At 69.7% G+C, this 25412-nt stretch carries 22 protein-coding genes and 4 pseudogenes; 9 read left to right on the forward strand and 17 right to left on the reverse strand.

Annotation, left to right across the window (positions count from 1 at the left end; translation table 11 throughout):
- Positions 1–60: 60 nt before the first annotated feature.
- The 3 genes and pseudogenes from G4Q83_RS21670 to G4Q83_RS21685 all read right to left on the reverse strand — a co-directional run bounded on the left by G4Q83_RS21670 (position 61) and on the right by G4Q83_RS21685 (position 3569).
- A complete protein-coding gene (locus G4Q83_RS21670) occupies positions 61–1356 on the reverse strand; it encodes an APC family permease (RefSeq protein ID WP_128420911.1) in 1296 nt (431 codons plus the stop codon).
- Positions 1353–2174, reverse strand: a complete 822-nt coding sequence (locus tag G4Q83_RS21675) for a L,D-transpeptidase family protein (protein ID WP_246432202.1) — start codon at positions 2172–2174, stop codon at positions 1353–1355. Before G4Q83_RS21675 ends, G4Q83_RS21670 begins: the two co-directional genes overlap by 4 nt.
- A gap of 421 nt (positions 2175–2595) precedes the next feature.
- A pseudogene (locus tag G4Q83_RS21685) lies at positions 2596–3569 on the reverse strand (IS5 family transposase).
- Positions 3570–4666: 1097 nt separating this feature from the next.
- On the opposite strand from G4Q83_RS21685, the pseudogene G4Q83_RS24935 reads away from it, so the two are divergent.
- The 3 genes and pseudogenes from G4Q83_RS24935 to G4Q83_RS21695 all read left to right on the forward strand — a co-directional run.
- Positions 4667–4987, forward strand: a pseudogene (locus tag G4Q83_RS24935) (hypothetical protein); the annotation flags it as partial.
- A 9-nt stretch (positions 4988–4996) separates the two neighbouring features.
- The gene (locus G4Q83_RS23915; RefSeq protein ID WP_246432203.1) at positions 4997–5179 is read left to right on the forward strand and encodes a hypothetical protein; all 183 of its coding nucleotides are present in this window, start codon (positions 4997–4999) and stop codon (positions 5177–5179) included.
- A gap of 250 nt (positions 5180–5429) precedes the next feature.
- Positions 5430–6485, forward strand: coding sequence for a metal-dependent hydrolase (locus G4Q83_RS21695; RefSeq protein ID WP_128420634.1), 1056 nt, complete (start codon positions 5430–5432; stop codon positions 6483–6485).
- A gap of 72 nt (positions 6486–6557) precedes the next feature.
- Here G4Q83_RS21695 and G4Q83_RS21700 read toward each other — a convergent pair whose 3' ends face one another.
- The 5 genes from G4Q83_RS21700 to G4Q83_RS21720 form a co-directional block, all read right to left on the reverse strand.
- The gene (locus G4Q83_RS21700; RefSeq protein WP_128420633.1) at positions 6558–7007 is read right to left on the reverse strand and encodes a hypothetical protein; all 450 of its coding nucleotides are present in this window, start codon (positions 7005–7007) and stop codon (positions 6558–6560) included.
- A 207-nt stretch (positions 7008–7214) separates the two neighbouring features.
- Entirely contained in the window at positions 7215–8207 is a 993-nt protein-coding gene (dusB, locus tag G4Q83_RS21705; protein ID WP_128420632.1) for a tRNA dihydrouridine synthase DusB, read from the reverse strand.
- A complete protein-coding gene (locus G4Q83_RS21710; protein WP_128420631.1) occupies positions 8171–8530 on the reverse strand; it encodes a hypothetical protein in 360 nt (119 codons plus the stop codon). Before G4Q83_RS21710 ends, dusB begins: the two co-directional genes overlap by 37 nt.
- A gap of 6 nt (positions 8531–8536) precedes the next feature.
- A complete protein-coding gene (locus tag G4Q83_RS21715) occupies positions 8537–9490 on the reverse strand; it encodes a ribokinase (RefSeq protein ID WP_128420635.1) in 954 nt (317 codons plus the stop codon).
- 46 nt (positions 9491–9536) lie between these two features.
- Positions 9537–10835 carry a NupC/NupG family nucleoside CNT transporter gene (locus tag G4Q83_RS21720; RefSeq protein WP_128420630.1) on the reverse strand — a complete coding sequence of 433 codons (1299 nt, stop codon included), beginning with the start codon at positions 10833–10835 and terminating at the stop codon, positions 9537–9539.
- A 201-nt stretch (positions 10836–11036) separates the two neighbouring features.
- Here G4Q83_RS21720 and G4Q83_RS21725 point away from each other — a divergent pair, with 201 nt between their 5' ends.
- From G4Q83_RS21725 to G4Q83_RS21745, 5 genes are all read left to right on the forward strand, one after another.
- Positions 11037–12008 (forward strand): aldo/keto reductase, encoded by a 972-nt coding sequence (locus tag G4Q83_RS21725; protein WP_128420629.1) that lies wholly within the window; start codon positions 11037–11039, stop codon positions 12006–12008.
- Positions 12009–12203: 195 nt separating this feature from the next.
- Positions 12204–12404, forward strand: a complete 201-nt coding sequence (gene hemP / locus G4Q83_RS21730) for a hemin uptake protein HemP (RefSeq protein ID WP_128420628.1) — start codon at positions 12204–12206, stop codon at positions 12402–12404.
- A 178-nt stretch (positions 12405–12582) separates the two neighbouring features.
- Positions 12583–14784: a TonB-dependent hemoglobin/transferrin/lactoferrin family receptor gene (locus tag G4Q83_RS21735; protein WP_128420627.1), complete on the forward strand. Its 2202-nt coding sequence runs from the start codon at positions 12583–12585 to the stop codon at positions 14782–14784.
- A gap of 6 nt (positions 14785–14790) precedes the next feature.
- The gene (locus G4Q83_RS21740; RefSeq protein WP_128420626.1) at positions 14791–15387 is read left to right on the forward strand and encodes a ChuX/HutX family heme-like substrate-binding protein; all 597 of its coding nucleotides are present in this window, start codon (positions 14791–14793) and stop codon (positions 15385–15387) included.
- A 43-nt stretch (positions 15388–15430) separates the two neighbouring features.
- Entirely contained in the window at positions 15431–16363 is a 933-nt protein-coding gene (locus tag G4Q83_RS21745; protein ID WP_128420625.1) for a DUF6607 family protein, read from the forward strand.
- A gap of 99 nt (positions 16364–16462) precedes the next feature.
- On the opposite strand, the gene G4Q83_RS21750 is transcribed toward G4Q83_RS21745, so the two are convergent.
- From G4Q83_RS21750 to G4Q83_RS21780, 7 genes and pseudogenes are all read right to left on the reverse strand, one after another.
- The gene (locus G4Q83_RS21750; protein WP_246432204.1) at positions 16463–16843 is read right to left on the reverse strand and encodes a GIY-YIG nuclease family protein; all 381 of its coding nucleotides are present in this window, start codon (positions 16841–16843) and stop codon (positions 16463–16465) included.
- A gap of 202 nt (positions 16844–17045) precedes the next feature.
- A pseudogene (locus G4Q83_RS21755) lies at positions 17046–17846 on the reverse strand (ABC transporter permease).
- A 46-nt stretch (positions 17847–17892) separates the two neighbouring features.
- Positions 17893–18291 (reverse strand): annotated as a pseudogene (locus G4Q83_RS21760) (ABC transporter ATP-binding protein); the annotation flags it as partial.
- A 108-nt stretch (positions 18292–18399) separates the two neighbouring features.
- Positions 18400–18741, reverse strand: a complete 342-nt coding sequence (locus G4Q83_RS21765) for a substrate-binding domain-containing protein (protein WP_170069171.1) — start codon at positions 18739–18741, stop codon at positions 18400–18402.
- Positions 18738–19481 (reverse strand): TauD/TfdA dioxygenase family protein, encoded by a 744-nt coding sequence (locus tag G4Q83_RS24940; RefSeq protein WP_425480297.1) that lies wholly within the window; start codon positions 19479–19481, stop codon positions 18738–18740. Before G4Q83_RS24940 ends, G4Q83_RS21765 begins: the two co-directional genes overlap by 4 nt.
- Positions 19482–19869: 388 nt before the next feature.
- Positions 19870–20790: a S1 family peptidase gene (locus G4Q83_RS21775; protein ID WP_128420623.1), complete on the reverse strand. Its 921-nt coding sequence runs from the start codon at positions 20788–20790 to the stop codon at positions 19870–19872.
- A gap of 26 nt (positions 20791–20816) precedes the next feature.
- Entirely contained in the window at positions 20817–21680 is an 864-nt protein-coding gene (locus G4Q83_RS21780; protein ID WP_158255026.1) for a GlxA family transcriptional regulator, read from the reverse strand.
- 11 nt (positions 21681–21691) lie between these two features.
- Here G4Q83_RS21780 and G4Q83_RS21785 point away from each other — a divergent pair, with 11 nt between their 5' ends.
- On the forward strand, positions 21692–21916 hold the full coding sequence (locus G4Q83_RS21785; RefSeq protein ID WP_128420621.1) for a hypothetical protein: 225 nt from the start codon (positions 21692–21694) through the stop codon (positions 21914–21916).
- A gap of 353 nt (positions 21917–22269) precedes the next feature.
- On the opposite strand, the gene G4Q83_RS21790 is transcribed toward G4Q83_RS21785, so the two are convergent.
- Both G4Q83_RS21790 and G4Q83_RS21795 read right to left on the reverse strand, forming a co-directional pair.
- On the reverse strand, positions 22270–24759 hold the full coding sequence (locus G4Q83_RS21790; protein ID WP_128420620.1) for an ABC transporter permease: 2490 nt from the start codon (positions 24757–24759) through the stop codon (positions 22270–22272).
- On the reverse strand, positions 24756–25358 hold the full coding sequence (locus G4Q83_RS21795) for an ABC transporter ATP-binding protein (protein ID WP_128420619.1): 603 nt from the start codon (positions 25356–25358) through the stop codon (positions 24756–24758). The genes G4Q83_RS21790 and G4Q83_RS21795 overlap by 4 nt, the downstream gene beginning before the upstream one ends.
- Between the last annotated feature and the right edge of the window lie 54 nt (positions 25359–25412).

Here is a 25412-nt window from a genome sequence, read left to right on the forward strand (position 1 = left end):
AGGCCGGCCGGGTTCGGCCGGCGCCGCGCCGGGCGCGTCCGCGGCGCATGGCGGCCGGCGCTACGCCGCAGGCGTGCGCGGGAAGCGGTAGAACAGCGCCCCGACCAGCAGCGCCGCGCCCACCGCGGCCAGGTTCTGCCAGCTGGCGCTGAGCAGCAGCGCCGATGCGAGCAGCAGCGCCGCCAGCGGAATCAGCGGGCCGCCCGGCAGTTGCAGCGCGCCGGAGCGGTCGCGATAGCGCCGCGCCAGCACCAGCACCGCCGCGGCCGTGCCGATGTAGGCGAGCAGGCGGGTGACCATCGACAGCAGCGCCAACTGCACGAACGAGCCGGACAGCGCCAGGGCCAGCGACAGTACGCCCTGCAGCACGATCGCCGCGGCCGGGGTACGGAAGTGCGGATGCACCTGCGCCAGGAACGCCGGGCCGTAGCCGTCCTGCGCGAGCGCGAACAGGAAGCGCGGCCCGAGCATTACTGTGTTGCTGGTGGTGCCGAGGATGGAGATGGTGGCGCCGACGGTGAGGACCAGCGCCAGCGCCTCGCCGCCGAAGCCGCTGGCGGCGTCGGCCAGCGGCGTCGCCGACTGCGCCACGTTCGCCAGAGTGCCCTGCGCGACCACCTGCACCGCGGCGTAGATCAGGGTGACGGTGACGATCATCGTGATCAGCGCGAACGGCACGTCGCGGCGCGGATTGCAGTACTCGCCGGCGGCGGCGGGGATGTTCTCGAAGCCGGCGTAGGCGAACAGCAACAGCAGCGCCGCTTCGCCCATGTTGCCGACGTCGCCCGGGTCCGGCACCTGGCCGGAGAATGCCCACGACCAGTCCACGTAGAACAGGCCGATGGCCACGAACAGCAGCAGCGGCACCAGCTTGCCGATCACCAGCGCCACCCCGGTGCGCGCGGCCGACCTCACCCCGACCACGTTGATCGTGGTGAGCAGGCCGAGCGCGCCGATCACGATCGCCAGGCGCGCGGCGCCGCCGGCCGCGGCCGGCCAGAAGCGCACCACCGCATCGGCCAGGCCATTGCCGAGCGCGGCCGCCGAGCTGACCCGGGTCAGCCAGATCATCCAGCCGATCTCGAAGCCGGCGAAGCGGCCGAACGCCTCGCGCGCATACAGGTAGCTGCCGCCGGGCTCGTCGAAGTAGCTGGCCGCCTGCGCGTAGCACAGCACCAGCAACCCCACCGCCAGCCCGGCCAGCAGCACCGCCCACAGGCTCAGCGGCCCGAGCAGTGCGGCGGTGGCGGCCGGCAGCAGGTAGATGCCGCTGCCGATCACATCGTTGATCGACAACCCGACGATCTGCCAGCGGCTGACCGCGCGGACCAGGCGCGGCTCGGGCGCGGTGCTCATGGCGCCGGCTCCACCGCGGGCAGCGACCATGCCGTGCGCAGGCGCTGGTACTCGCTTTGCGGCAGCAGCACGAACAGCGGCGCGGCGGCCGGCTGCAGCCATGCCAGCAGGCGCTGCATGTCGACCGGTTCCATCGCGGTGCAGCCGGCGGTGGCTTCGCCCGGCATACGCCACAGGTGGGCGAAGATGCAACTGCCGGCGCCGGGCCGGGCCTGCGGGTTGTGGCCGATCACGAAGCCCTCGCGGTAACGGCGGTCGCCATCGTGGTGCAAGTCCAGGCGCATCGGCTCGGTCGCGCCGGCCACGGCGTCCGCGCCGACCCGCTCGGCGTCGACGATGCGGTTGTACAGCGGCGAATCCGGCACGTCGATGCAATAGCTGCTCTGCCGCATTGGTTGGTATGGCAGCGCGCTGTCGATGCGCTGCGCGTAGCCGAAGGCCTCGCCGACGGCGAAGATTCCGGCCGGGCTGCGGTCGTCGCCTTCGCGTTTCTGCGGGCCGTCGGTCTGCGCCGGGTGCAGGCCGAGGCCCCAGGCGTTGCCGTTGCGGCCAAGCGCCACGTCGAAGCGCTGGCCGTGTGCGCGCCAGCCCTGCGCGGTGCGTACGAAGGCTTGCAGTTGCCCGCGCGGGCTGTCCCAGTCCGGTGCCAGCACCAGGATCAGTTGGCGCGCCTGCTGCAGTGCCGGCGGTGCGGTGTTGCCGGTGCCGGCCGGGCAGGTGCCGGCGACTGTGGCACACAGCAGCGTCAGCGTCGCCAGCCAGGTGCGTCGGATGGCGCCGGTCTGGCTCAGGGCGGACAACCATGGGAACTTCGGCATGCGCATCTCCGGTCGCGATCGGGCCTGGAGCAGGGGTTGGACCCGCTCCAGGTTCGCCGCCCATTGGCGGCGGTCAGGGGTGGTGCGGACAGCGGCACCCGCACGACGTCGAGCGGGTGCTGCAATGTTGCAACGTTACAGCAGTTGTCCGGCACGCGGCGCCGGTCGTGCGCAGACCGCCGGCGCGGTGACGGCACGCGCGGGTGGTGGTGCGATTGCAGGCCGGCATGGCGGCTGTGAGTGGTGCAACAGAGCTGGCTGGTTGCGATTTGATCTGGCGAGCGCCGTGGTCTCTAAAGAAGGTCTGAAAATCCACCAGATCTCTCAAATTCCAGCCTCTGCGTTTCAATAACGCGCAACATTGATGCGTATGATGCGATTTCCCCTGTCGCCTGGCCGCTTTGACTGCCGGCAGGCAGCATTATCCCCTGGCCGGCAACCAGTGCCGGCGTACCGTCCACAGATTGGACAGCGCAAACAACGTCAGCACCTGCGCCGTGTTCTTCGCCAACCCACGATAGCGGACCTGGTGTAGCCGAACTGGCGCTTGATCGCGCGGAATGGATGCGCCACCTTCGCGCGCACGCTGGCCTTAGCGTTCCCAACGCGCTTCCCGCGCACGCTCGCGCTCGTTGCCAATGGCTTGAATCGTCGATCGTTTGGCGGCGATGAAAAAGGCGGCTTGGCAGGCCTGCCGTTCTTCGCGCTTGTCCGCACCGGTGTAGCCGCTGTCGCCGAACACGCTGTCTTGCTTCCCATGCAGCAACGCATGCGTCACCGTGACGTCAGCCGCGTTGGCCGCCGTGCAGTGGACGTGGTGGACCAGCCCGGAAAACTCATCCACCCACGATGCGCCTTCATGCCGAAATGCCACTGCTTGCCCTTCTTGGTCTGATGCATCTCAAGGTCGCGCGCATGATCGGCATTTTTCGTCGAGCGGGGCGCGGCGATGATGGTCGCATCGACAATCGTTCCGGTACGCAGCTTGTGCCCCTTGTGCCCCTTGCGCGCCAGATGCGAATGGATCGCCTGCAACATCCGCGCGGCAATGCCGTGGGTTTCCAGCAGACGCCGGAAGTTCACAATCTTGGTCTCGTCGGGAATGCTGTCCAGGCCGCCAAGCTGGACGAAACGGCGCAAGGTCGGGATCTCGCGCAGCGCTTCTTCCATCACCGGATCGCTCAACGCGTCCCACTGCTGCAGCAGATGAATCCGCAACATCGTTGCCAACGCATAGGGCTGCCGACCGGGACGCCCCGACACCCGATAGTGCGCCTCGATCGGCGCGAGCAATTGTTTCCACGGAACGATGCGCTCCATCTCGGCCAGGAAGATCTCGCGGCGGGTTTGCTTGCGCTTGCCCAGACCTTCAGCGTCACCGAACGTCAGTTGCATGGGGATGCCTCCTCAACGTAAGCCTGCAGTGTCGCGCATCTTGGACGCGTTGTTCAGGGGTTCCCTAAGCGGCGGTCGCTACCGACATCTATGAATCTTCCGTCGCTGTCGCTGTCGCTGTCGCTGTGTTGTTGATTTTGATTCACCGGGTTCCCTTACGTAGCGGCGAATGGGGCGGGAAAAACCCCGAAGGGGCGGCGCACATGGACGTGCGCCGTTCGCGGCAGGGGCAGGATGCCCCTTCCGCGAATCCCGTCCTATTCGCGCACCCGGAGCGCGTAGCGCGGAGGGCGCGGAGGCAGGGTGTGCTTTCTTTTGGTTACTTTTCTTTGCACAAGCAAAGAAAAGTAACTCGCCGCAAGGCGAAAGCTTTGCTGTTGCTCTGCGATTGCGATGGCGGATACGTTGTAGGAGCGGCTTTAGCCGCGACTCGGTCTCGTAGAAAAGTGTCGCGGCTGAAGCCGCTTGTGTCTTATACGGGTCTATCGTTGAGGTGAGAGCGGAGTGCGGCAGGCCGTTAAGCCGCAGTGCCAAGCGAGCACGCGTGGGAGTCAGGACCGCCGCACTGCGTTTCTCCTGCCCTACAAGCCCGAACCGTTGCCTGAGCTTCGAGTTCGAACCGACAAGCATGGGCATCGGCAGGAGATCTCTGGCCCCTGAGTCGACTGCGGAGGACGTCCACGTCCATGCCACGTTTTGTCGGGATCGATGTCGCCAAGGCCGAACGCGTCACGCATGTCTTGCCGGGCGTCCTGGCCTGGATCCAGGCCACTACGCCCGAGGAGCATGCCTTGCTGGTCGAACGCCTGGCACCGATGGAATGCCAGCCGATCGTGCTGGAAGCCAGCGGCGGCGGCGAACAGGCCGTGCTGCAGGCGCTGGCGCAGGTCGGCCTGCCCGCGGTCCGGCTGCCTGCCCATCGCCCCCGGGCGCTGGCGCATGCGTTGAGCCTGAAGACCAAGACCGATGCCCTGGAGCGCGCTTGCTGGCCATGGCGGCCCAGTGCATCCACGCCCCGCCCACCGCCGTGCTCCCTGCGCCGTTGCAGGCGCGGCGCGAACGGCGTCACCTGTGCCGCACCCTGCTCGCCCAGCGCGATGCGCAGCGCCGCTGCCTGGCACAGGTCACCTGCCAGGCCGTGCGCGGCCAGTGGGTCGAGGCGATCGCGCTGCTGCAACAGCGCATCCGCGAAGTGTCCGGACAGATCGCACAGGCAGGAGCGGCGTGTTCCAGCCTACCCAAGGTACCCGGGCTTGGCCCGATCCTGCGCGCCACCCTGGCGGCCCGGCTTCCCGAACTGGGCACCGTACACCTGCGCAAGATCGCCGCTCCTGGTCGGGCTGGCCCCGTTCAATCGCGCCAGCGGCCGCTGGCGCGGCCAACGCCGCATCCAGGGCGGGCGCGCCGACGTGCGCCAGGTGTTGTCCATGGCCACCTGGGCCTGGATCCGCGCCGGCTCCCCGCTGTCCCACACCTATGCGCGCCTGATTGCCGCCGGCAAGCCTGCCAAGGTCGCCATCGTCGCGTGCATGCACAAATACCTGCGGTGGCTCAATGCCATCGCGCGCGATCGAGCGACGTACGCGCCTCCTACGCTCGCTTCTGCATGACGGTTGACTCCCACAGTGCACCCAGCCAGCGCGCCGCAAACCCCTTGTGGGAGCGGCTCTGGGCGGCCTTGGGCCATCAGTCGCAACGAACGAAGCGGTGCGTTCGCCGGGCTCGGATGGTGTCGCGGCTGAAGCCCCACATGCGAAAACCGGCATGCCCTGACGTCTTCGCATGAGCAGCGGCGCGACCGCACCCGGCGACCAAGCCCGCGCACAGGGCCGCGACGGCCATGCCTGCTAGCATCGGTCGATGGATTCCCTCACCCAGATAGTGCTCGGCGCCGCCGTCGCCGCCGCTATCGCCCCTGCGCAGCATCGGCGCGCCGCGCTGCTCGCAGGCGCCGTGCTGGGCACCGTGCCCGATCTCGATTCGCTGATCCTGATGCCGTTGACCCGCGACCCGGTCACGCTGATGACGGTGCACCGCAGCTTCAGCCATTCGCTGTTCGTGCTGCCGTTGCTCGGCTGGCTGATCTGGTGGCTGTACCGGCGCTGCGGCCATGGCCGCGTGGCGGCAGCGCCGCAGCGCTGGTTCTGGGCGATGCAGCTGGCCCTGGTCACCCATCCGCTGCTGGATGCGTTCACCGTCTACGGCACCCAGCTGTGGTGGCCGCTGCGGCCGCCGCCGGCGATGTGGTCCAGCGTCTTCATCATCGATCCGGGCTATAGCCTGTGGTTGCTCCTGGCCTGCGCCATCGCTTGGTGGGGGCGTGCGCGGCGCCTGGCGCAGCAGGCGCTGCTGGCCGGGCTGATCCTGAGCAGCGCCTACCTGGGCTGGTCGCTGCTGGCCAAGCACTTGGTCGATCGCCAGGCCGACCGCGCACTGGCGGCGATGGGCCTGCAGCAGGCGCCGCGCTTCTCGGTGCCGATGCCGTTCAACACGCTGTTGTGGCGGGTGGTGGCGATGACGCCGCGCGGCTACGTGATCGGCGAACGTTCGCTGGTCGCCGACAGCGGGCCGATGCGCTTCCAGGGGTTCGCGTCCAACACCCAGGCGCTGGGCCAAGCGCGCGCGCTGCCGGCGGTGCAGCGGCTGACCTGGTTCAACCGCGGCTTCATGCGCGCCCAGGCCAAGGACGGCGAACTGGTGCTCAGCGACCTGCGCATGGGCCTGGAGCCGGACTACAACTTCAACTTCGCGGTGGCCCGCCAGCACGATGGCGGCTGGCAGGCGATCGCGCCGCGCCAGTTGCAGGCAGCGTACCGCGCGCCGGTGGCGCGCGGGCGGATCGGCGTGGCGCTGGCGCGAATGTGGCGCAGGATCTGGCAACAGCCGCCGGATGCTGGAGTGACGACAACAACGTAGGCCACCGTGTCAGGCGAGATCTGCCTACGCCCGGCCGGCGCCTGCAGACGGGCGCATTGCCGCGGCAGTCACTCAGGGCGACAGCTCGGCTGGCGAACCAAAAGCGGTGACCAGATGCACGACTTCGCCGAGCAGACCCGGATCGTTCTTCGCCGCAATGGCCGTGATGAATACGTTGCCGTTGCGGTATTTGCCGGTCTTGTACGTCGCGCCGGAGTCGGTGGCCTGGCGGGTCACGTCCACATAGTCGAGATCGGTCAACACGATGTTCCACTGTTCGCCGTGTTCCTTTGAAAACAGCTTGATCGCATAGGCCATACCATCCGGATCGGCAGCGACGTCGGCGTTGATGACCGCGACGAACATCCGCTTCAACAGATCCGTCCAGGCGATGCCGTGGATCACGCTGCTGGCGGTGATGTGCGACGGTGAGCCGGCCAGGCGCGCCAGCGCCGCCTGGACTGCGTCGTCCGCATCGCCAGCGCTGTCGTGTTTCCTGAGAAAATCCTGATCGTTGGGCATGGGCTGCTCCTGGCTGCGGCGTTGGAAGATCGCGTCCGGAGCCGGTGCGGCGATGGGTGGCCGGGCTGGGCGAGCGCGAGCGGGATCGGGGCGGTGCAGGGCGCCGAGCAGGTATAGCAGGCGCATCGTATTGGTCTTCAGACCGGCAGCTCCCGACCATTCCCGATGACTAGGACGTCGCCGGCTGCGTGTTGTGAATCGCCGCGATCAGGCGGCCTGCGGCGGCGCCGCGTTTTCCATCAGCCTGTCGAAATAGTCGGCGGTCAGCGCCAGTTGCGCCTGCGCGCTCTCGGCGCGGTTGACCACGGTGCAGAATGCGGCGTTCTCCGGCCGGTCCTTGGCGTACCAACCCAGGTGCTTGCGCGCGATGCGCACGCCCTGCGCCTCGCCATAGAAATCGTGCAGGGCGTGCAGGTGGCCGAGCAGGGTGTCGCGCACGAACGTCAGCGACGGCGCCGGCTGCACGGTGCCGTGGGCGAGGTAATGCGCGATCTCGCCGAAGATCCACGGGCGGCCCTGCGCCGCGCGGCCGACCATCACCGCATCGGCGCCGGTCGCCGCCAGCACCTGCGCGGCCTTGTGCGGCGAATCGATGTCGCCGTTGGCGATCACCGGGATGCGCAGCGCGGCCTTGATCCGCGCGATCGTCGCGTACTCGGCCTGGCCGCGGTAGTGCTGGTCGCGGGTGCGCCCATGCACCGCCAGCGCGGCGATGCCGCAGTCCTCGGCGATGCGCGCGATGGCCGGGCCATTGCGGTGGTCGCAGTCCCAGCCGCTGCGGATCTTCAGCGTCACCGGCACCGGCGAGGCCTGCACCACCGCGCTCAGGATGCGCGCCACCAGCGCCTCGTCGCGCATCAGCGCCGAGCCGGCCCAGGCATTGCACACCTTCTTCGCCGGGCACCCCATGTTGATGTCGATCAGCTGCGCGCCGCGGTCGGCGTTGTAGCGCGCCGCTTCGGCCAGCTGCCGCGGTTCGGTGCCGGCGATCTGCACGCTGACCGGGTCCGGTTCGCCGGCGTGGTCCATGCGTTGCAGCGACTTGCGGGTCTGCCAGAAACGCGGGTCGGAAATGGTCATTTCCGACACCGCCAGACCGGCGCCCAGGCGCTTGCACAGCAGCCGGAACGGCTTGTCGGTGACCCCGGCCATCGGCGCCAGGATCACGTTCGGTTCAATCGTGTAGGGGCCGATGCGCATGCGCGCATTGTCGTCGCCGCCGCGGCCGCTGCCAACCGTGCGCCGCGCCGGATCAGCGGACCAGTTGGTACGGCTCGAAGCCGTCGGCGTTGCCGTCCAGGATCAGCAGCGATTCGTCCGGTCGCCGTCGCGCGGACGGCGGCGGCGATGCTGTTCCAGTCGCCGCGCTGTGCGGCGGCCGCGGACGGCCGCGCCAGCAGCGTGCACAGCGCGGCGAACGGGATCGAGGAAAGACGCATCGCGACTTCCGTATCGGCATGCGCGCCGGTCGCAGCGCCGGGCGCCGTGGCGCCGACGGCGGTGGCTGTCGCCCGCGCGGGCATGCCCGCTCAGTTGATGTCCGGCACCAGCCGCGGCATCGACGCCGCGGCGCCTTCGGCCTCGGTCGAACGCGCCGCGTAGTGGTTGGCGAAGCGCACGTGGCTGGCGAAGCCGGCGTTCGGCGATTGCGCCAGCGAGGCCGCCAGCGCGCCGTTGAACGCATCGCCGGCGCCGGTGGTGTCCACGGTGTGCGCCGCTTCGGCGCCGATGCGGTAGTAGGGTTGGGCATCGCCGCGCAGGCGCTCGTCGGGGTGCGAGATGAACGCGCCAACCGCGCCCAGCGTCACCACCACGGTGCCGCCGGGCAACAGCTTGCGGCACAGCGCGTGCAGGCTGCCGCCGTCGGTGGCGGCGACGTCGTCGGCGTCCACGCGCTCGCCGACGTGGCGCGCCAGCAGCGCGGCGAACTCGGTTTCGTTCGGGGTCAGCACGTCGGCCAGCTTGAGCAGGCCGATGCTGGTCTGCGCATTCGCCGGCGCGGCATTGAGCACCGTGGTCAGGCCGGTCTCGCGTGCCAGCGCCAGGGCGCCCTCGATGGTCTCGATCGGCGACTCCAACTGGGCCAGCAGGACCCGCGCCGCGCCCAGCAGCGCGCGCTGCGCCTGCACGAAGTCCAGGCTCAGCGCGGCGTTGGCGCCGGCGCCGATGACGATGGTGTTGCGGCCGTGGCCATCGACGTAGATGCCGCCGGTGCCGGTCGGTTCGGTGCTGGCCTCGGCGGCCAGGTCGATGCCGTCCTGCGCCGCCAGCGCGCGCGCCATCGCGCCGCCGGCGTCGTCGCCGAGCGCGCAGACGAAGGTGGCGGCGGCGCCGGCGCGCGCCGCCGCCACCGCCTGGTTGAAGCCCTTGCCGCCGGGGCCGGTGCTGTAGCGCCCGGCGATGGTCGCGCCCGGGGCGGGCAGGGTTTCGCAGCGCCAGATGTGATCGACATTGAACGAACCGACGACGATGATCGAACTCATAGGCATGTGCTGCTTCTCAACGGGTACTGGGGAAAGGGGAACTGCATCAGCCGAAGTGCGACAGCACGCCGGCGATGGTGGCGGTCATGAAGGTGGCGATCGAACCGCCCAGCACCGCGCGCAGGCCGAACCGCGCCAGGTCGTGACGGCGCTCCGGGGCCAGGCCGCCGATGCCGCCGATCTGGATCGCGATCGAGCTGAAGTTGGCGAAGCCGCACAGCGCATAGGTGGCGATCAGCCGGCCTTCGTCGCTCAGGCGCATGCCCGGGACCTGGCCTTTGACGATCTGCGCCAGTTCGCTGTAGGCGACGAATTCGTTGATGACGACTTTCTGCCCGATCAGCGAACCGACCGTGGTCGCATCTGCCCACGGCGTGCCGATCACCCAGGCGATCGGCGCCAGCACGTAGCCGAAGATGGTCGACAGGTTGGTCGGGCGGCCGATCGCCGCGGCCAGGCCGGTGACCTCGCCGATCCAGGTCAGCGGCGCGTTGACCAGCGCGATCAGCGCGATGAAGGCCAGCAGCATCGCGCCGATGTTCAGCGCCAGGCGCAGGCCATCGCCGGCGCCGGCGGCAGCGGCGTCGATGAGGTTGCTGGTGGTCTTCTCCACTTCCAGCTTGACCGTGCCGCGGGTCAGCGGCGTGCCGGTCTCCGGGAGCAGCAGCTTGGCCACCACCAGCGTGGCCGGCGCGGCCATGATGCTCGCCGCCAGCAAGTGCTTGGCGTAGAACGCCTGTTCCACCGGATCGGTGCCGCCGAGCATGCCCACGTAGGCGGCCAGCACGCCGCCGGCGATGTGCGCCATGCCGCCGATCATCATCGTCAGCAGTTCGGACTCGGTCATCTTCGGGATGTACGGGCGCACCGTCAGCGGCGCCTCGGTCTGGCCGATGAACACGCTGGCGCAGACGCTGGTGGTTTCCGCGCCGGACACGCGCATCACCTTGGTGATCGCCCAGGCCATCGTCCGCACCACCGCTTGCATCACGCCCAGGTGGTAGAGCACGCCCATCAGCGCGGAGAAGAAGATGATCGTCGGCAGCACCTGGAAGGCGAAGATGAAGCCGTAGGTGTTGGCGTCCAGCAGGCTGCCGAAGATGAAGCCGGAACCTGCGTTGACGAAGCTCAGCACCTTTACGAACAGCTGCCCCAGCCAGTCGAAGACCTGGCGCCCGCCCGGCACCAGCAGCACCAGCGAGGCGAAGCCGATCTGCAGGATCAGGCCGGTCGCGACCAGCTTCCAATCGACCGCGCGCTTGTTGCTCGAGAACAGCCAGGTGATCCCGATCAGCACCGCCAAGCCGAACAGGCCGAAGCCGATCCTTCCGAAACCTTCGACCATCTGTTTCCCCTGGATCGCCGGACCAAAGAGAAGGAAGCCTAGTGCAGGGGGTGACGGGCGGCAAGGCAAACCGGTCGAACGCGCGAAATCGGCGCCGGATCAACGGGCTGCGCCGATCCGCTGCGGTCGCGGCGACCTCGCTACACTGTGTGGCCCTCCGCCGGCCGCGCGCCGGCCCATACAGCAGGAAGGAGTTCTCGCATGCACTACCGTCGCCTCGGCGCCACCGGATTGCAGCTGTCGGCGCTGTCGTTCGGCGCCTGGATCAACTTCGGCGGGCAGATCGGCCGCGACGAAGCGCGCAACCTGATCGCCGCCGCCTGGGACCACGGGGTCAACTTCTTCGACAACGCCGAGGTCTACGCGCAGGGCCGCGCCGAGCAGGTGATGGGCGATGTGATCGCCGACCTGCGGCTGCCGCGCGATGGCTATTGCGTGTCCAGCAAGGTGTACTTCGGCGCGGTCGCCACGCCGCGTCCGACCCAGCGCGGGCTGTCGCGCAAGCACGTCACCGATGCCTGCCATGCCGCGCTGAAGCGGCTGCGGGTGGACTATCTGGACCTGTACTACTGCCATCGCCCCGATGCCGACACACCGGTGGAGGAAACCGTGCGTGCGATGGACGCGCTGGTCCGCCAGGGCAAGGTGCTGTACTGGGGCACCTCCGAGTGGCCGGCCGAACGCATCGGCGAGGCGGCGCGGGTGGCGCAGGCGCTCGGCCTGCAGGGGCCGTCGATGGAGCAGCCGCAGTACAACCTGCTGCACCGCCAGCGCGTGGAGCAGGAATACGCACCGCTGTACGCCGAACTCGGCCTGGGCGCCACGATCTGGTCGCCGCTGGCCTCGGGCCTGCTGACCGGCAAGTACAACGACGGCATCGACCCGGCATCGCGGCTGGGCCAGGCGAGCAACGCCTGGCTGCACGACGAGGTGATCGGGCCGCCGGCGCAGCGCCGCGTGGAACGCGCGCGCCGCTTCACCGCATTGGCTGCCGCGCAGGGCGTGGCGCCGGCGGCGCTGGCGATCGCCTGGTGTCTGCGCAACCCGCACGTGTCCACGGTGATCCTCGGCGCCAGTCGCGTCGCCCAGTTGCTGGAGAACCTTGATGCGCTGCAACTGGGCGCGCGCGAGGACCCGGCGTGGTGGGCGCAGGTCGAGGCTGCGGTGGCCTGAGCGCAGCGCTGGCCCAGGCGCGAGTGGGGAGCGGGAGGAACGCCGCTGGCCGAAGCGCGTGCGACATATCATTTGTTGTAACTGTCGAAATCTGCCGTTCGATTCGTATCTTGAATCGCCGCAAACGAGAAGGCTCTTGCGCAATTATTGAGAATCATTATCATCCGTATCGACCCCTGTGTACGGAGCTCGACCATGACCGATCAACCCGTCCTGTTGCGTCACCCCGAAACCCTGAGCCTGCGCGGGCGCGCGCTGCCGCGCGCGGTCCCGGCCGAAGAGACGATCGGCAGCGAGGCGCTGCTGAAAGGGCGCCGCGAGGTGCTGATCCAGCACGGCGACCGCGTCTACCGCCTGCGCCATACCAGCAACGACAAGTTGATCCTGACCAAGTGACCCGCCCGGCCGCGCAGCGCGCGGCCAGGCCACCCGCTCGACACTGCCGCCACCTGGCTGGACCCGATGGGTCCGCCGCGGCCGCCCGCAGTCGCCACCGTTTTCTGTCCCCTCGGCGCGTGCGCCGGCCTGCGTGCCGGCGCGGGCCGTGGTCTTTCGCCACTGACCGATGACTTCCATGATCCGTACCGCTCCGCTCACCGGCGCGCTGTGGCTGGCCCTGGCTGGCTGCGCGCACGCCGCCCCCGCCGCCGATGCCGGCAGTTCCGCCACGCCGCGCGACTTCGACCGGCTGCAGGTCACCGCCACGCGCACCCAGCGCGCCATCGTCGAGGTGCCCAGCAGCGTCGATGTGATCGACCGCGAGCAGATGGACCGGGAGCTGGTGTACGACCTGAAGGATCTGCTGCGTTATACCCCCGGCGTCTCGGTCACCGGCAACAGCGGCCGCTTCAGCGGCATCGGCGGCATCCGCATCCGCGGCCTGGACGGCAACCGCGTGCTGATCCAGACCGACGGCATCCCGGTCGCGGACACCTTCAGCTTCGGCGGCTATCTCAACGCCAACCGCAACCTCGTTGACATGGAAACGCTCAAGCGGGTCGAGATCGTGCGCGGCCCGGCCAGCGCGATGTACGGCTCGGACGCGCTCGGCGGCGTGGTCGCCTACGTGACCAAGGATCCGGCCGACTACCTGGCGCCGGGCAAGGACAGCTACGTGGGCTTGAAGTTCGGCTACGAGAGCGAATGGGATGGCCTGTCCGCTGGCGCGCTGGTCGCGTTCGGCGGCGAGCGCTGGAGCGGCATGGCCGCGGTCAGCCACCGCCAGGGCCAGGAAACCGAGAACCAGAGCGACAACCGCAGCACCGGCGCGGCGCGCACCGCGCCCAATCCGCTCGGCAGCAACGGCCGCAGCCTGCTCAGCAAGCTGGTCTATGCGCCAAGTGCGAACCAGCGCTTCAAGCTGACCGTGGAAGGCAACGAGGACTACGCGAGCATCGATGCGCTGAGCAACGTCACCGCCAGCATCCTGTCGCAGCGCGGCCGCGACCACCAGACCCGCGCCCGCGTGTCGTTCGGGCACGAGATCGACCAGCTCGACGCGCCGCTCGCCGACGACCTGCAGTGGCAGCTGTACCGGCAGGACAGCGAGAGCCTGCAGCGCACCGACGAGCGCCGCAGCAACAACACCCTGCGGCACATGGAACACGACTTCGACCAGCGCCTGTACGGGCTGCAGGCCAACCTGCACAAGCAGGTGGACCAGGGCAGCGTGGTCCACGATGTCAGCTACGGCATCGACCTGTCGTGGAGCGACACCCACGAGAAGCGCGACGGCTACGCGCAGAACCTGAAGACCGGGGCGATCAGCAAGACCGTGGGCGTGGAGACGTTCCCGGTGCGCGATTTCCCGGTCACCGAGACCACCAAGGCCGGCGCCTACCTGCAGGACGAGATGCGCCTGGCCGACGGCCGCTTCAGCCTGATCCCGGGGCTGCGCGTGGATGACTACCGGCTCTCGCCGCAGGTCGATGCGATCTTCGCGGTCGACAACCCCGGCGTGGCCGCGGAGAAGGTCACCGACCGCAACGTCTCGCCCAAGCTCGGCGCGATCTGGCGCATCGACGACGCGTGGTCGCTGTACGCGAACTATGCGCACGGCTTCCGCGCGCCGCCGTACAACGATGTCAACATCGGCTTCACCAACCTGCAGTTCGGCTACACAGCGATCGCCAATCCGGACCTGAAGCCGGAGACCAGCAAGGGCGCCGAGCTCGGCCTGCGCTACACCGCCGCGGCCGGGTATGTCGGCCTGAGCGGCTACTACAACGATTACCGCGACTTCATCGAGTCCTACAGCTTCGTCGGCTACAACGCCGACGGCCTGATGCTGTACCAGTCGCGCAACGTCGACCACGTGGTGATCGAGGGCGTGGAGGCCAAGGCCGGGGTTGATTTGGGCGCGCTGGCCGCGCGCTGGGCCGGCTGGTCGCTGCATTCCAGCGCCGCGTACGCGCGCGGCGACAACAAGACCGACGACGCGCCGTTGAACTCGATCGATCCGCTGCGCGGCGTGTTCGGCCTGGCCTACGATCGCGACAGCTGGGGCGCGCAGCTGGTCGGCACCTTCGTGGCCAAGAAGAAGCGCCCGGCGCTGGCGAGCTACTACGCGCCGGCCGGCTACGCGACGCTGGACCTGCTCGCGCACTGGAACTTCACCCCCGGCGCCAGGCTCAACGTCGGCGTGTTCAACCTGGCCGATCGCCGCTACATCGACTGGAACAACCTGCCCAGCGCGACCCTGGCCAGCAGCGCGGTGCTCGACCGCTATACCGGCGCCGGGCGCAACGTCTCGGTCAGCCTGGCGCTGGACTGGTAGCGGCGCATGCGCAGGGCCTCGCCAGCGTGTACCGACGCGACCCGGATCGCCGCATCCGCGCCGCTGCCGCGTCCGGCGCAGCTGGCGGCGCTGGGCACCGTGCTGTGCCTGTACCGCGCCCAGCTGGGCGCGGAACTGATGGGCTGGAACCACGCGCTGCGCGTCGGCGCGCAACTGGGCGTGGACAGCGACGGCTTGCTCGAGAGCCTGTGCTTCTACGATCGCCAGGAGCGCTGCTGCTGGCGCCTGTACCTGCTGCCGGACAGCGATTTCGTGGCCTGGGACGCCTTGCTGTCGGCGCTGCCGGCGATCCACGGCGGCAGTGCCGATGCCGGTGTCGCCGAACGCTTGTGGCGGCGCGTGGCCGGCCGCCTGAGCGGCGACAACTGGCGCGCGCGGGCGCTGCGCCTGCACGCTAGCGACGGCGAACTGGCGGCCAGCGTCGCCAGCGTGTCGCCGCTGGGCGCCAGCATCGCCCGGCGCATCGCGCGGCTGGAAGCGGCCGAAGGCGAAGTGCTGGTCGACGACTGCTGCTGCGCCCGCGCCGGCCGGCCCGCCGCGCGCCCCGATCCGGAGCGGCCATGGCCGCTGCTGCGCCTGTAATGCATATTTCTTCCTTCCTCAGCCACCGCAACCAACCACGACGATGAAATCACCGCTCCTGTTCCTGCTCCTGCTCGCCGGTACCCGCCTCGCCCACGCCCAGGACGCCGATCCGCAGCGCGACCGCGCCAGCATCCTGGCGATGCAGGGCGAGTACCTGGTCGATTTCGCCTTCGACGAGACCGTGCTGCTCAAGCCCGGCTACGAGCGCGCGCCGGCGATGCGCAGCGGCGCCAACGAAGTGGTGATCGTGGTCGAGGACCGCCCGCGCAAGGTGGTGCTGCAGCATCTGCTGGTCGACAGCAAGAGCGGCCACGTGACCAAGCACTGGCGCCAGGACTGGAGCTACGAGGCGCCTCAGCGGTTCGAATTCAGCGCCGACCAGACCTGGCAGGTGCGCCCGCTCGCCGCCGCGGCGACCCGCGGCGCCTGGACCCAGTGCGTGTACGAAGTCAGCGACGCGCCGCGCTACTGCGGCACCGGCCGCTGGGACTACGCCGACGGCCACCCGACCTGGACCAGCGACCTGAGCTGGCGTCCGCTGCCGCGGCGCGAATACACCAAGCGCAGCGACTACAACGCGCTGGCGGTGATCAACCGGCATACGCTGACCCCGGCCGGCTGGACCCACGAACAGTTCAACACCAAGGTGCTGCGCAAGCCGGACGGCAGCCAGCAGCCGATCGCGCGCGAATTCGGCTTCAACGACTACGTCAAGACCAGCGATGTCGACTTCAAACCCGCCTACGCCTACTGGAAGGCGACGCAGGGCTATTGGGCCAAGGTGCGCGCGCACTGGGACGCGTCCCTTGGCAAGCCGCCGGGCGTGCACCTGAAGAGCAAGCTCGACGGCATGGCGATGATCGTGCCGCTGTTCGATCAGGCCGAGGCGGTGCAGCAGGGCAAGCCGGTGGCCGATGCCAGGGTCGCCGCGGTGTTCGCGCAATGGGTGGAGCCGGCGCCCGCCGAGCGTTGAACGCCGCTGCCGGCGCAGCGCCAGGGGGTGGGAAGGCGGCCGGGATTGGCGCCTTTCCTTTTTCGTTGCCCAACGCACGCATTGCGCTGCGGCATTGGCCTACAGGTCGGTCACCAGGTGGTAGCTCAAGCCCTTGTGCTCGGGCAGGGTGACGATCAGCGGGAAGCCGATGGACAGCCCGCTCAGGTCCAACCATTGCGGATTGCGCGACTCGATCAGGCCGCGCTGCCAGCAGTGGCTGAGCCGGGAGATCTCCGCGGCCCGCAGCAACGCGGCGACTTCGTTCTCGCACTCCTCGTACCACACCGCAAGAATCGCGACCGGGTCTTCCGTTTGCCCGCGCACGTTGTTGCGCTCGCGCAGGCTTCTGCCCAGCCCATCCAGCGCCTGCGGGGTCGGTGCGGTGGCGATGTAGTACGGGTCGCTGCGGGTCTCGGCCAGGATGCATGCCAGGTACGGCACGCCGTTGCGGGCGAGCATCTCGCTCACCGCTCAGGTACGCTCTGTAGTGGGCTGTCGCTCGCCGGCATGATTCTTGCGCTCGCCGATGCTGACCGGGCGGTGGCCGACCTGGGCACGACGGTGCGCCAGCGGCAGTCGCCACGATGCTGGGCGAAGCCGGCGCCGCCAGTCAAGTTCCGCGCGCCTGCACGGATCGGGCCGGCGCGGGTCGTCCCCCGCTTCAGCGCTGCATGCCCCAGCGGCGCACGGTCAGCCGTTCCAGCACGCGGAAGCCGGCGCCCTCTATCAGCAGGCCGAGCAGGATCACCATGGCCAGCCCGGCGAAACGCGGTCGGTGTACAGCTCGTTGCGGTTCTGGAAGATGTACCAGCCCAGGCCGCCCTGGCCGGAGGTGGCGCCGAACACCAGTTCGGCGGCGATCAGCGTGCGCCAGCCGAAGGCCCAGGCGATCTTCAGCCCGGACAGGATCGCCGGCAGCGCGGCCGGCACCAGGATCGCGACCACGTAGCGCAGGCCGCGCAGGCCGCGCAGGCCGTAGTTGCGCCCGGCCATGCGCAGCGTTTCCGGCACGCCCTGGAAGCCGGCATAGGTGTTCAGCGCCAGCGGCCACAGTACCGCGTGCACCAGCACGAACACCAGGCTGCCGTTGCCCAGGCCGAACCACAGCAAGGCCAGCGGCAGCAAGGCGATCGCCGGCGGCGGATTGAACATCGCAGTCAGCGTGCCCGGCAGGTCGCGGCCGATCCGGGTCGAGACCGCCAGCGCGGTGCCAGCACCACGCCCAGCGCATAGCCTTGCGCGAGCAGGCGCAGCGAGGCGCCGACGCAGCCCAGTAACTCGCCCGACCACAGGCCCTCGGCGAACGCGCGCGCGGTCTGCACGAAGCCTGGCAGCAGCAGGTCGTCGCCGAGCCAGCGCGCGGCTGCTTCCCACAGCCCGGCCAGCGCGGCCAGCACCAGCGTCTGGCGCAACCCGTCCGGCAACTACCGCCGCGCCAGCGGCCGCGGCGCGGCGGCGACATAGGGCGCCACGGGCGTTCGTATTCGGTGCGGATCGGGCGGCTGCGCTCATGGCGCGGCCTCGCGCAACGGCGCGCGCCGGCGCAACAGCGCCACGTTGCTGGCGACCGCCGTTGCCTGGACATCGGCATCGGCCTCGCTGCCGGTGTCGCCGGGCGGATCGAACAACAGCCGGTGGATGCGCTGCGCGGCATGCCGGAACGGCGTACTGCCGACGCTGGCGGAGCCGAAGCCATGGCTGTTGAGTCCGGCACGGACCTGGCCCGGATGCGACGACAGCAACACGATGCGGTTGCCGACCAGCAAGGCCTCGTCGATCGAGTGGGTCACGCACAGCAGGGTGAAGCGGGCCTGGTCCCACAGCTCCAGCACCTGTTCCTGCATGGGCTGGCGGGGCAGCGCGTCCAGCGCGGCGAACGGTTCGTCCATCGGCAGCACGCGCGGCTGCACCGATACGCCGACCGTCGGCACCGTGATGCGGTCGCGCGGGCCGAAGTCGTTCAGGGTCTTGATCCGCGGATCGTTGCTGATCGGGGAGTAGGGGAAGTTGCCCAGTCAGGCCACGCCGTGCACGTTCTGGCGGCCGCGGGTGCGGTCCCACAGCGTGAACAGCGGGCCGACGCCGGCGGCGGCCGCGTCGATCGAAGCGGACAGCAGCGCATCGTTGGCGGCCGCGCCGCCGGACAGCTGCACGGTCTCCACTGCGCTGACGATGCCGGCGGCCTTGCCGTGCTTCTCGATCAGCTTCTGCGCCTGGGCCATGTCCAGCAGCAGGTAGACGATGCCGTATTGCTCGGCGATGCGCAGCCGGTCTTCGGCCTGCACGGGCTGGCCATGCAGCAGCGCGATGGCGAGCAGCGCGGCGGCCAGGAAAGCGGGCGAATCGAAAGCAGTCATGCGTCGCTCCGTTGCGGGGGAGGGCGACGTTGCGGGACAGCGTCGTATGCGCTGTGTTGGTGTAGGCGTTGGCTTAGAACGGCACGTCGCCTTCGATGGTGGTGCGGTGCAGGCGCCGGCGCAGCTGGTCCGGGGTGCCGCCGGCCAGGTGGGTGGCCGAGCGGTTGTCCCAGTACACCATGTCGTGCGCCTGCCAGCGATGCCGGTAGACCAGCGGATCGGCGCTGTGTGTGCAACAGCGCCTGCAGCAGCGCATCGCTTTCGTGCTGCGGCAGGCCGACGATGCGGGTGGTGAAAGGCTCGCCGACGAACAGCGCGCGGCGCCCGGTTTGCGGATGGGTGCGCACGACCGGGTGGCGCACCGGCGCCACCGCGTCGATCTGCGCCTGGGTCAGCGCCGGGCGCCACGGATTGCGCGCACGCCGTTCCTCGTACTTGGCCAGGCGCCCGTCGACCGCGCTGCAGTTCCGGCGGCAGCGTGTCCCAGGCCAGGTGCTGGTTGACGAACGAGGTGTCGCCGCCCCCTCGGCTGGCAACTCCTGCGCCAGCAGCATCGAGCCCAGGCTCGGGGTCGGCTTGTACGACAGGTCCGAGTGCCAGCAGTGCCCGGCGTCGCCCAGCCCGATCGGCTGGCCGTTCTCCTTGACGTTGGACGCCACCAGCACTTCCGGTTGCTCGGGCAACTGGAACGGGCGCAGCACGTGGAGCTGCAGCGGGCCGAAGCGGCGACTGAAGGCCACCTGCTGCGCCGGGGGTGATGCGCTGATCGCGGAACACCAGCACGTGGTAGTGCCGGTGCGCGCGATGCAGCAGCGCGTACGTGGCCGCATCCAGCGGCTGCGACAGGTCCAGGCCGAGCACCTGCGCACCCAACGGCGCGGCGAACGGTTCGATGCGGACCGCCGGCGCCGCGGCGGGGGCAGGCCGTGTTGCGGTGGGTGCGCGCGCCATGCTCTGGCCTGGTCTACGAAGGATGCGACGCCGCGTGTATCGCACGCGGCGTCGATCTCACTGCAGGCAGCGCCAGGCGCGCGCTGAAGCAACGATTCGGATGATGCTTATACGCAACGGCATATGCAGCGCGCCCGGCGCGCCGGGCCGCAGCGTTCTGGAAGGTCGTTTGCAGCGTCAGAGATCAGGGGTTCGCGTAGCGACTGCGCTGGATGGGCTGTTGGCCTCCGCTGCCTGCTGCTGGGGACGGGGACCGGCAGATGCGGAGATCACGCTTTCTATCCATGGGATGTAGCGAGAGATGCGCACGGCATGCACAATCTGACCGTAGAGGCCTTCCACGAATGGACGATCCGGTGTCCATGTCTTCCAGAAGGGATGATCCGGCGGGTATTTGCTCCAGGACGCCAGGCCGATCAGGCGCCTCGAACTCCCGTCGCCGATCAGCAGGGGACCGCCGCTGTCGCCGCTTCCGGTGATGCCCTCGAGCGGCAGGGCGGACGGTGGCGAGTCGAACCGATACCAGACATAGCGCTGGTCGGCGCCGACGATCACGTTGAAGGCGTGGCGCAGGACGGTGCGATGCGGGCTGCGGAGTTCCTGTCCCGCGCTGCCATTGCCCGAGGCGCCCTTGCCCACCAGTTCGGCGGTCATTCCCACTTCCTGGTCGCCGCGATAGAGCGCGATGGGGGCCACATCCGTCACCGGCGATGCGAGCTGGATCAGCGCGATATCGTTGGACGATGCGAGAAAGGCGGCCAACTTGGAGAGGTCGCCGGTTGACAGGGCCTCCTGGATCAGCCGGTCGGGCAGTTTCTCGTAGCCGGGATAGGTCACGACACGTTTGACCTCGCGTGCCGCGCCGCCGATGGAGACTTGCTCGTCCATGCCTTGCCTCTGCATGGGCGCCGCGTGCGCGGCGGTTACCACCCATTGCGGCGCGATCAGAACGCCCTGTCCCTCACCAGGCAAGTCGACCAGGGCGGGCAACGCCGACGTCGGGACCCGATAGCCGGCATCCTCCACGTCCGCCCTGATGATCACGGCGCCGGCCGCAGCCGAGACCACCAAGAGGCAAAAAGCGAGAACCCACTTCATTCATTCATCCTGGTCGTTCCGCGGAATCATCCGCACGGCGCCATGCGCCCGCACGCGCCCCACGACGCGGCGCGTCGGATGCATGCGCAGGAGTCTAGGGGCATGCTTGGCGGAGAGCAACCAAATGGCCGACAGATCCGGCCAATCGCTTCACTGCCGAAGCGTTGCCGATACTCGCCAGGCGTGATGGCGCAGCGATTGCGGAATGCACGATGGAACGTGTCCGCGCTGTTGAAGCCGACCACCCTGGCGATGCGTTGGATGGATCCCTCCCTGGACGTCAGCTGCAGACGCGCCTGTTCCAGGCGCAGCCGTTCGACGAAACGTGCCGGCGTGGTGGCAAACGCGGCAGCAAACACGCGGCGGAAATTGTGCGGGCTCATCGCCAAGAATTCGGCCATGCGCTCCACGCTAAGCGTTTCAGGGAGATGATCGAGTAGCCATTCGAGCAAGCCGGCCATGCGTCCGGCGCCGCGGATCTGCGCGGCCAGTAGCATGGAGAACGGCGCCTGATTGCCTGGGCGTTTCACGTGCATGACCAGGTCGCGCGCCGCTTCCATCGCAACGGCCGCACCGAGATCCTCTTCGACCAGGGCGAGCGCCAGGTCCATGCCGGCAGTCAATCCACCGGAGGTGGCAAAGCGGCCGTCGCGGAGCAACAACGGATCCGGCTGGATATCCAGCGCCGGATAGCGGCGTGCCACTTCGCTGGCATAGCGCCAGTGGGTGGTGACGCGACGGCCGTCGAGCAGGCCGGTCGCCGCGAGGATGTAGATGCCCGTACAGACACTGACCATGCGGCGTGTCGTGGCGGCGCGTTGGCGCCGCCATGCAAGCAGCCGTGTATCGCTGTCCAAACGGCGACTGCCGATGCCGCCGGGGATGAGCAAGGTGTCCAGCGGTGGCGCGTCTCGAGCGTGCAGGTGGGCAGGACGATGAGGTTGTTTTCAGCGCGAACAGGGGCAGCATCCAGGCCGACGACATGCAGCTGATAAGACAGTTCGCCTGCGGCCGGACTGTTGGCCATGCCGAAGACGTCGAGCGGCCCGATCAGGTCGAGCGATCGCATGCCCTGGTAAGCAAGCAGGCCCATGTTCCGCGCGCAATGGCTGGTCGTCGCCATTGAAATGCAGCTGGCCTCTCGAGGTTGGCACGCGTGGCGACGCACCCTTCGTCCGGGTGTGCGTTCGGACAGGCTGAACCGCCGCATTGCAAATGCAGCGTCCAGCAGTGCCGGAATCCATCGCCCTGTCCGCACAAACAAGGCCCTGCGTATGCGGCCTGGTCATGTCGCCGATTGCAATGCGCAACCGCGAGCGAAGCCCCGGAGCGGCGATCGGCCGAGGCGTTGCGGCCGGGCAAGCCGGCGACCGCTGCGCAGATCGACAAGGCCTTCGCAGTGAACGCAACCGGCATCGCAGGCAGCCGGTCGCTGCGGCGACCGGAATCAGCGCCCCCGCCGTGTCCGTGCCGGCGCGCTCACGGCTCGTGCAGCGCCAGCGCCGGCGGCGTGCGCAGGATGCGGCGCGTGCCCGACCAGCCGGCGAGCAGGCTCAGCAGCACGCCGCCGGCCCCGCCCAGCAGCAGTGCCGGCCAGGGCGGTGCCAGCGCCAGGTCGAATGCCTGCTTGGCCACGACCACGCCGATCCCCGCCGCCGCACCGACCGCCAGGATCGCCGCGAGCAGGCCGAGCGCGCCGAATTCCACCAGCACCGCGCCGTGCAGCTGGCCGCGGCGCGCGCCCAGCGTGCGCAGCACCGCGCTGTCGTAGCGGCGCTCGCCGGCGGTGGCCTGCAGCGCCGCCAGCAGCACCAGCGCGCCGGCCAGCAGGCTGAAGCCCATCACCAGTTGCACCGCCTGCGCGACCTGGTCGATCACCTCGCGCACTCGTCCCAGGATCGCGTCGATGTCCAGCAGCGACACGTTCGGATAGGTGCGGCTGAGGCCGCTGAGCTGCGCGGCGGAACCGCGCGGCAGGTGGAACGCGGAGATCAGGTTGTAGGGCGCGTCCTGCACCGCGCCGGCGTTCAGCAGCAGGAAGAAGTTGACCCGAAACGAATCCCAGTCGGCCTTGCGCACGCTGGTGACGGTGAAGCTGCGCTGTTGCTCGCCGAGCAGCAGGGTGATGCGGTCGCCGAGCTTGAGCCCGTAGCGCTGCGCCCAGGCTTCCTCCACCGAGGCTTCCGCCGTGGTGCTGCCGGCCGCCCAGAAGCGCCCGGACAGCAAGCGGTTGGCGGCGGGAAACGCATGCCGCCAGGAGAAGTTGATCGGCCGGTCGGCGGCGTCGCCCTCGCCGTCGTTTTCCGGACCCTGGTCCTGGCGTTGCGGCGGCTTGCCGTTGATCGCCACCAGCTTGCCGGTGCTGAACGGCTCCACCGCCGGGTCGGTCACGCCGAGCCCGCGCAGCGTGCCGAGCACGTGCTCGGCCTGGTCGGGCTGGATGTTCATCAGGAAGTAGTTCGGCGTGTCCGCCGGCAGCCGGTCGCGCCACTGGCCGAGCAGGCCCGGACCGATCACCGCCAGCAGCAGCAAGGCGCACAGCGACAGCGACAGGCCGACCAGTTGCACCACGCTCAGCGCGCGGCGCCGGGTCAGTGCGGCCAGGCCCAGCTTCCACGGTCCGCGCAGGCGTGACTGCAGGCGCCGCAGCAGCGCCAGCAGCAGGCTGCCGACCACCGCGGCGAGCGCCGCCAGCAGGGTCAGCCCGCCCAGCACCCAGGCCGCGAGCACGCCGTCGCCGGTGGCGTACACCGCCAGCACCACGGTCGCCAGCAACGCGGCGGCGTAGACCAGCAGCGAGGTCGGCGGCAGCGCGGCGAAGCTGCGGTTGAGCACCCGCATCGGCGGTACGTCGCGCAGCCGCAGCAGCGGCGGCAGGCCGAAGCCGAGCAGCAGCAACAGGCCGATGCCGGCGCCGGCCAACGCCGGGGTCGCCTGCGGCAGCGGCAGCCGGTTCGGGATCAGGCTGCCCAGCGCCTCGACCAGGCCGATCTGCGCCAGCATGCCCAGGCCCACGCCGAGCGCGCAGGCCGGGATCGCCAGCAGCAGCAATTGCAGCGCCAGCGCGCCGAGAATGTCGCGTTGGCGCGCGCCCAGGCAGCGCAGCACGGCGACCGTGTCGATGCGGCGCAGCGCGAAGCGGTTGGCGGCCAGCGCGGTGGCGACGCCGGCCAGCAGCACCGCCAGCAACGCGGTCAGGGCGAGGAAGCGGCCGGCGCGGTCGAAGGCGCCGCGCACGCCGCGCTGGGTGTCCTGGATGCCGACCAGACGGAACGCCTTGGCGCGCGGCGCCAGCCATTTGCGCAGCGCCGCGATCTCGCCCGGCGTACCGGCGAACATCAACCGGTACGAGGCGCGGCTGCCGGGGCCGAGCAGGCCGGCGGCATCGACGTCGGCGCGATTGACCAGCAGCGGCGGCGACAGCTGCATCAGTTCGCCGGAGGCGTCCGGCTCGGCGCGCAGCACCCGGGTCACGCGCAGCGTGCCGGCGCCGAATTCCAGCGCATCGCCGAGCTTCAGGCCCAGCGCCTCGAGCAGCCGCGGATCGGCGTAGGCCTGGCCGCGCGGCGGTGGGCCGGCGCGTTCGCTGCCGGCGCCGGCAGCGTGGCGCGCCACCAGCAGTTCGCCGCGCAACGGATAGCCCGCGCCGACCGCCTTGATGTTGGCCATCTGGCTGGCGTCGCCATGGAACAACACGCTGGAGAAGCTGACCAGGCGCGCGCTGCGCAGGCCGCGACGCTGCGCCTGCTCGGCGAATGCGGCAGGAATGTCCTGGCGTCCGGTGACGCCGAGGTCGCCGCCGATCACCTCGGCGGCGCTGCCGGTCAGCGCCAGGGTGACGCGATCGACCAGGGTGCCGACCGCGGTCATCACCGCCACGCCCAGCACCAGCGCGGCGAACACGGTCAGCAGGTCGCCGGCGAACAGCTCGCGGCGCAGCGCGCGCGCGGCATGGCGCAGCACGTTCATGCGTCGGCCACCGCTTCGGCCTGGAGCAGGCGCCCGCGGTCGAGCCGGTAGCGATGCTCGCAGCGCTGCGCCAGACGCAGGTCGTGGGTGACCAGCACCAGCGTGGTGTCGCTGCCGGCGTTGAGCGCGAACAGCAGGTCGCCGATCTGCTGGCCGGTGGCCTGGTCGAGGCTGCCGGTGGGTTCGTCGGCGAACAGGATCCGCGGCCGTGCCACGAACGCGCGCGCCAGCGCCACGCGCTGCTGCTCGCCGCCGGACAGCTGCCGCGGGTAGTGCCGCGCACGCGCGCTCAGGCCCACCGCCTCCAGCACCTCGCGCACCCGCACCGGATCCTCGCGCCCGGCCAGTTCCAGCGGCAGCGCGATGTTCTCCGCGGCGGTCAGCGACGGCAGCAGGTGGAAGCTCTGGAACACGAAGCCGACTTCGCGCGCGCGCAGGGCGGCGCGCGCTTCTTCGTCGAGCGCGTTGAGCGACTGCCCGGCGAGCACGATCTCCCCGCGCGTCGGCAGGTCCAGGCCGGCGAGCAGGCCGAGCAGGGTGGTCTTGCCGGAACCGGAGGCGCCGACGATGGCGACGCTGTCGCCTTCACCGATGGTCAATCCGACCTTGTCGAGAATGTGGACCGTGCCCTCCGGTCCGCTGACGGATTTGCC

Source organism: Xanthomonas theicola (assembly GCF_014236795.1).
Lineage (GTDB): Bacteria > Pseudomonadota > Gammaproteobacteria > Xanthomonadales > Xanthomonadaceae > Xanthomonas_A > Xanthomonas_A theicola.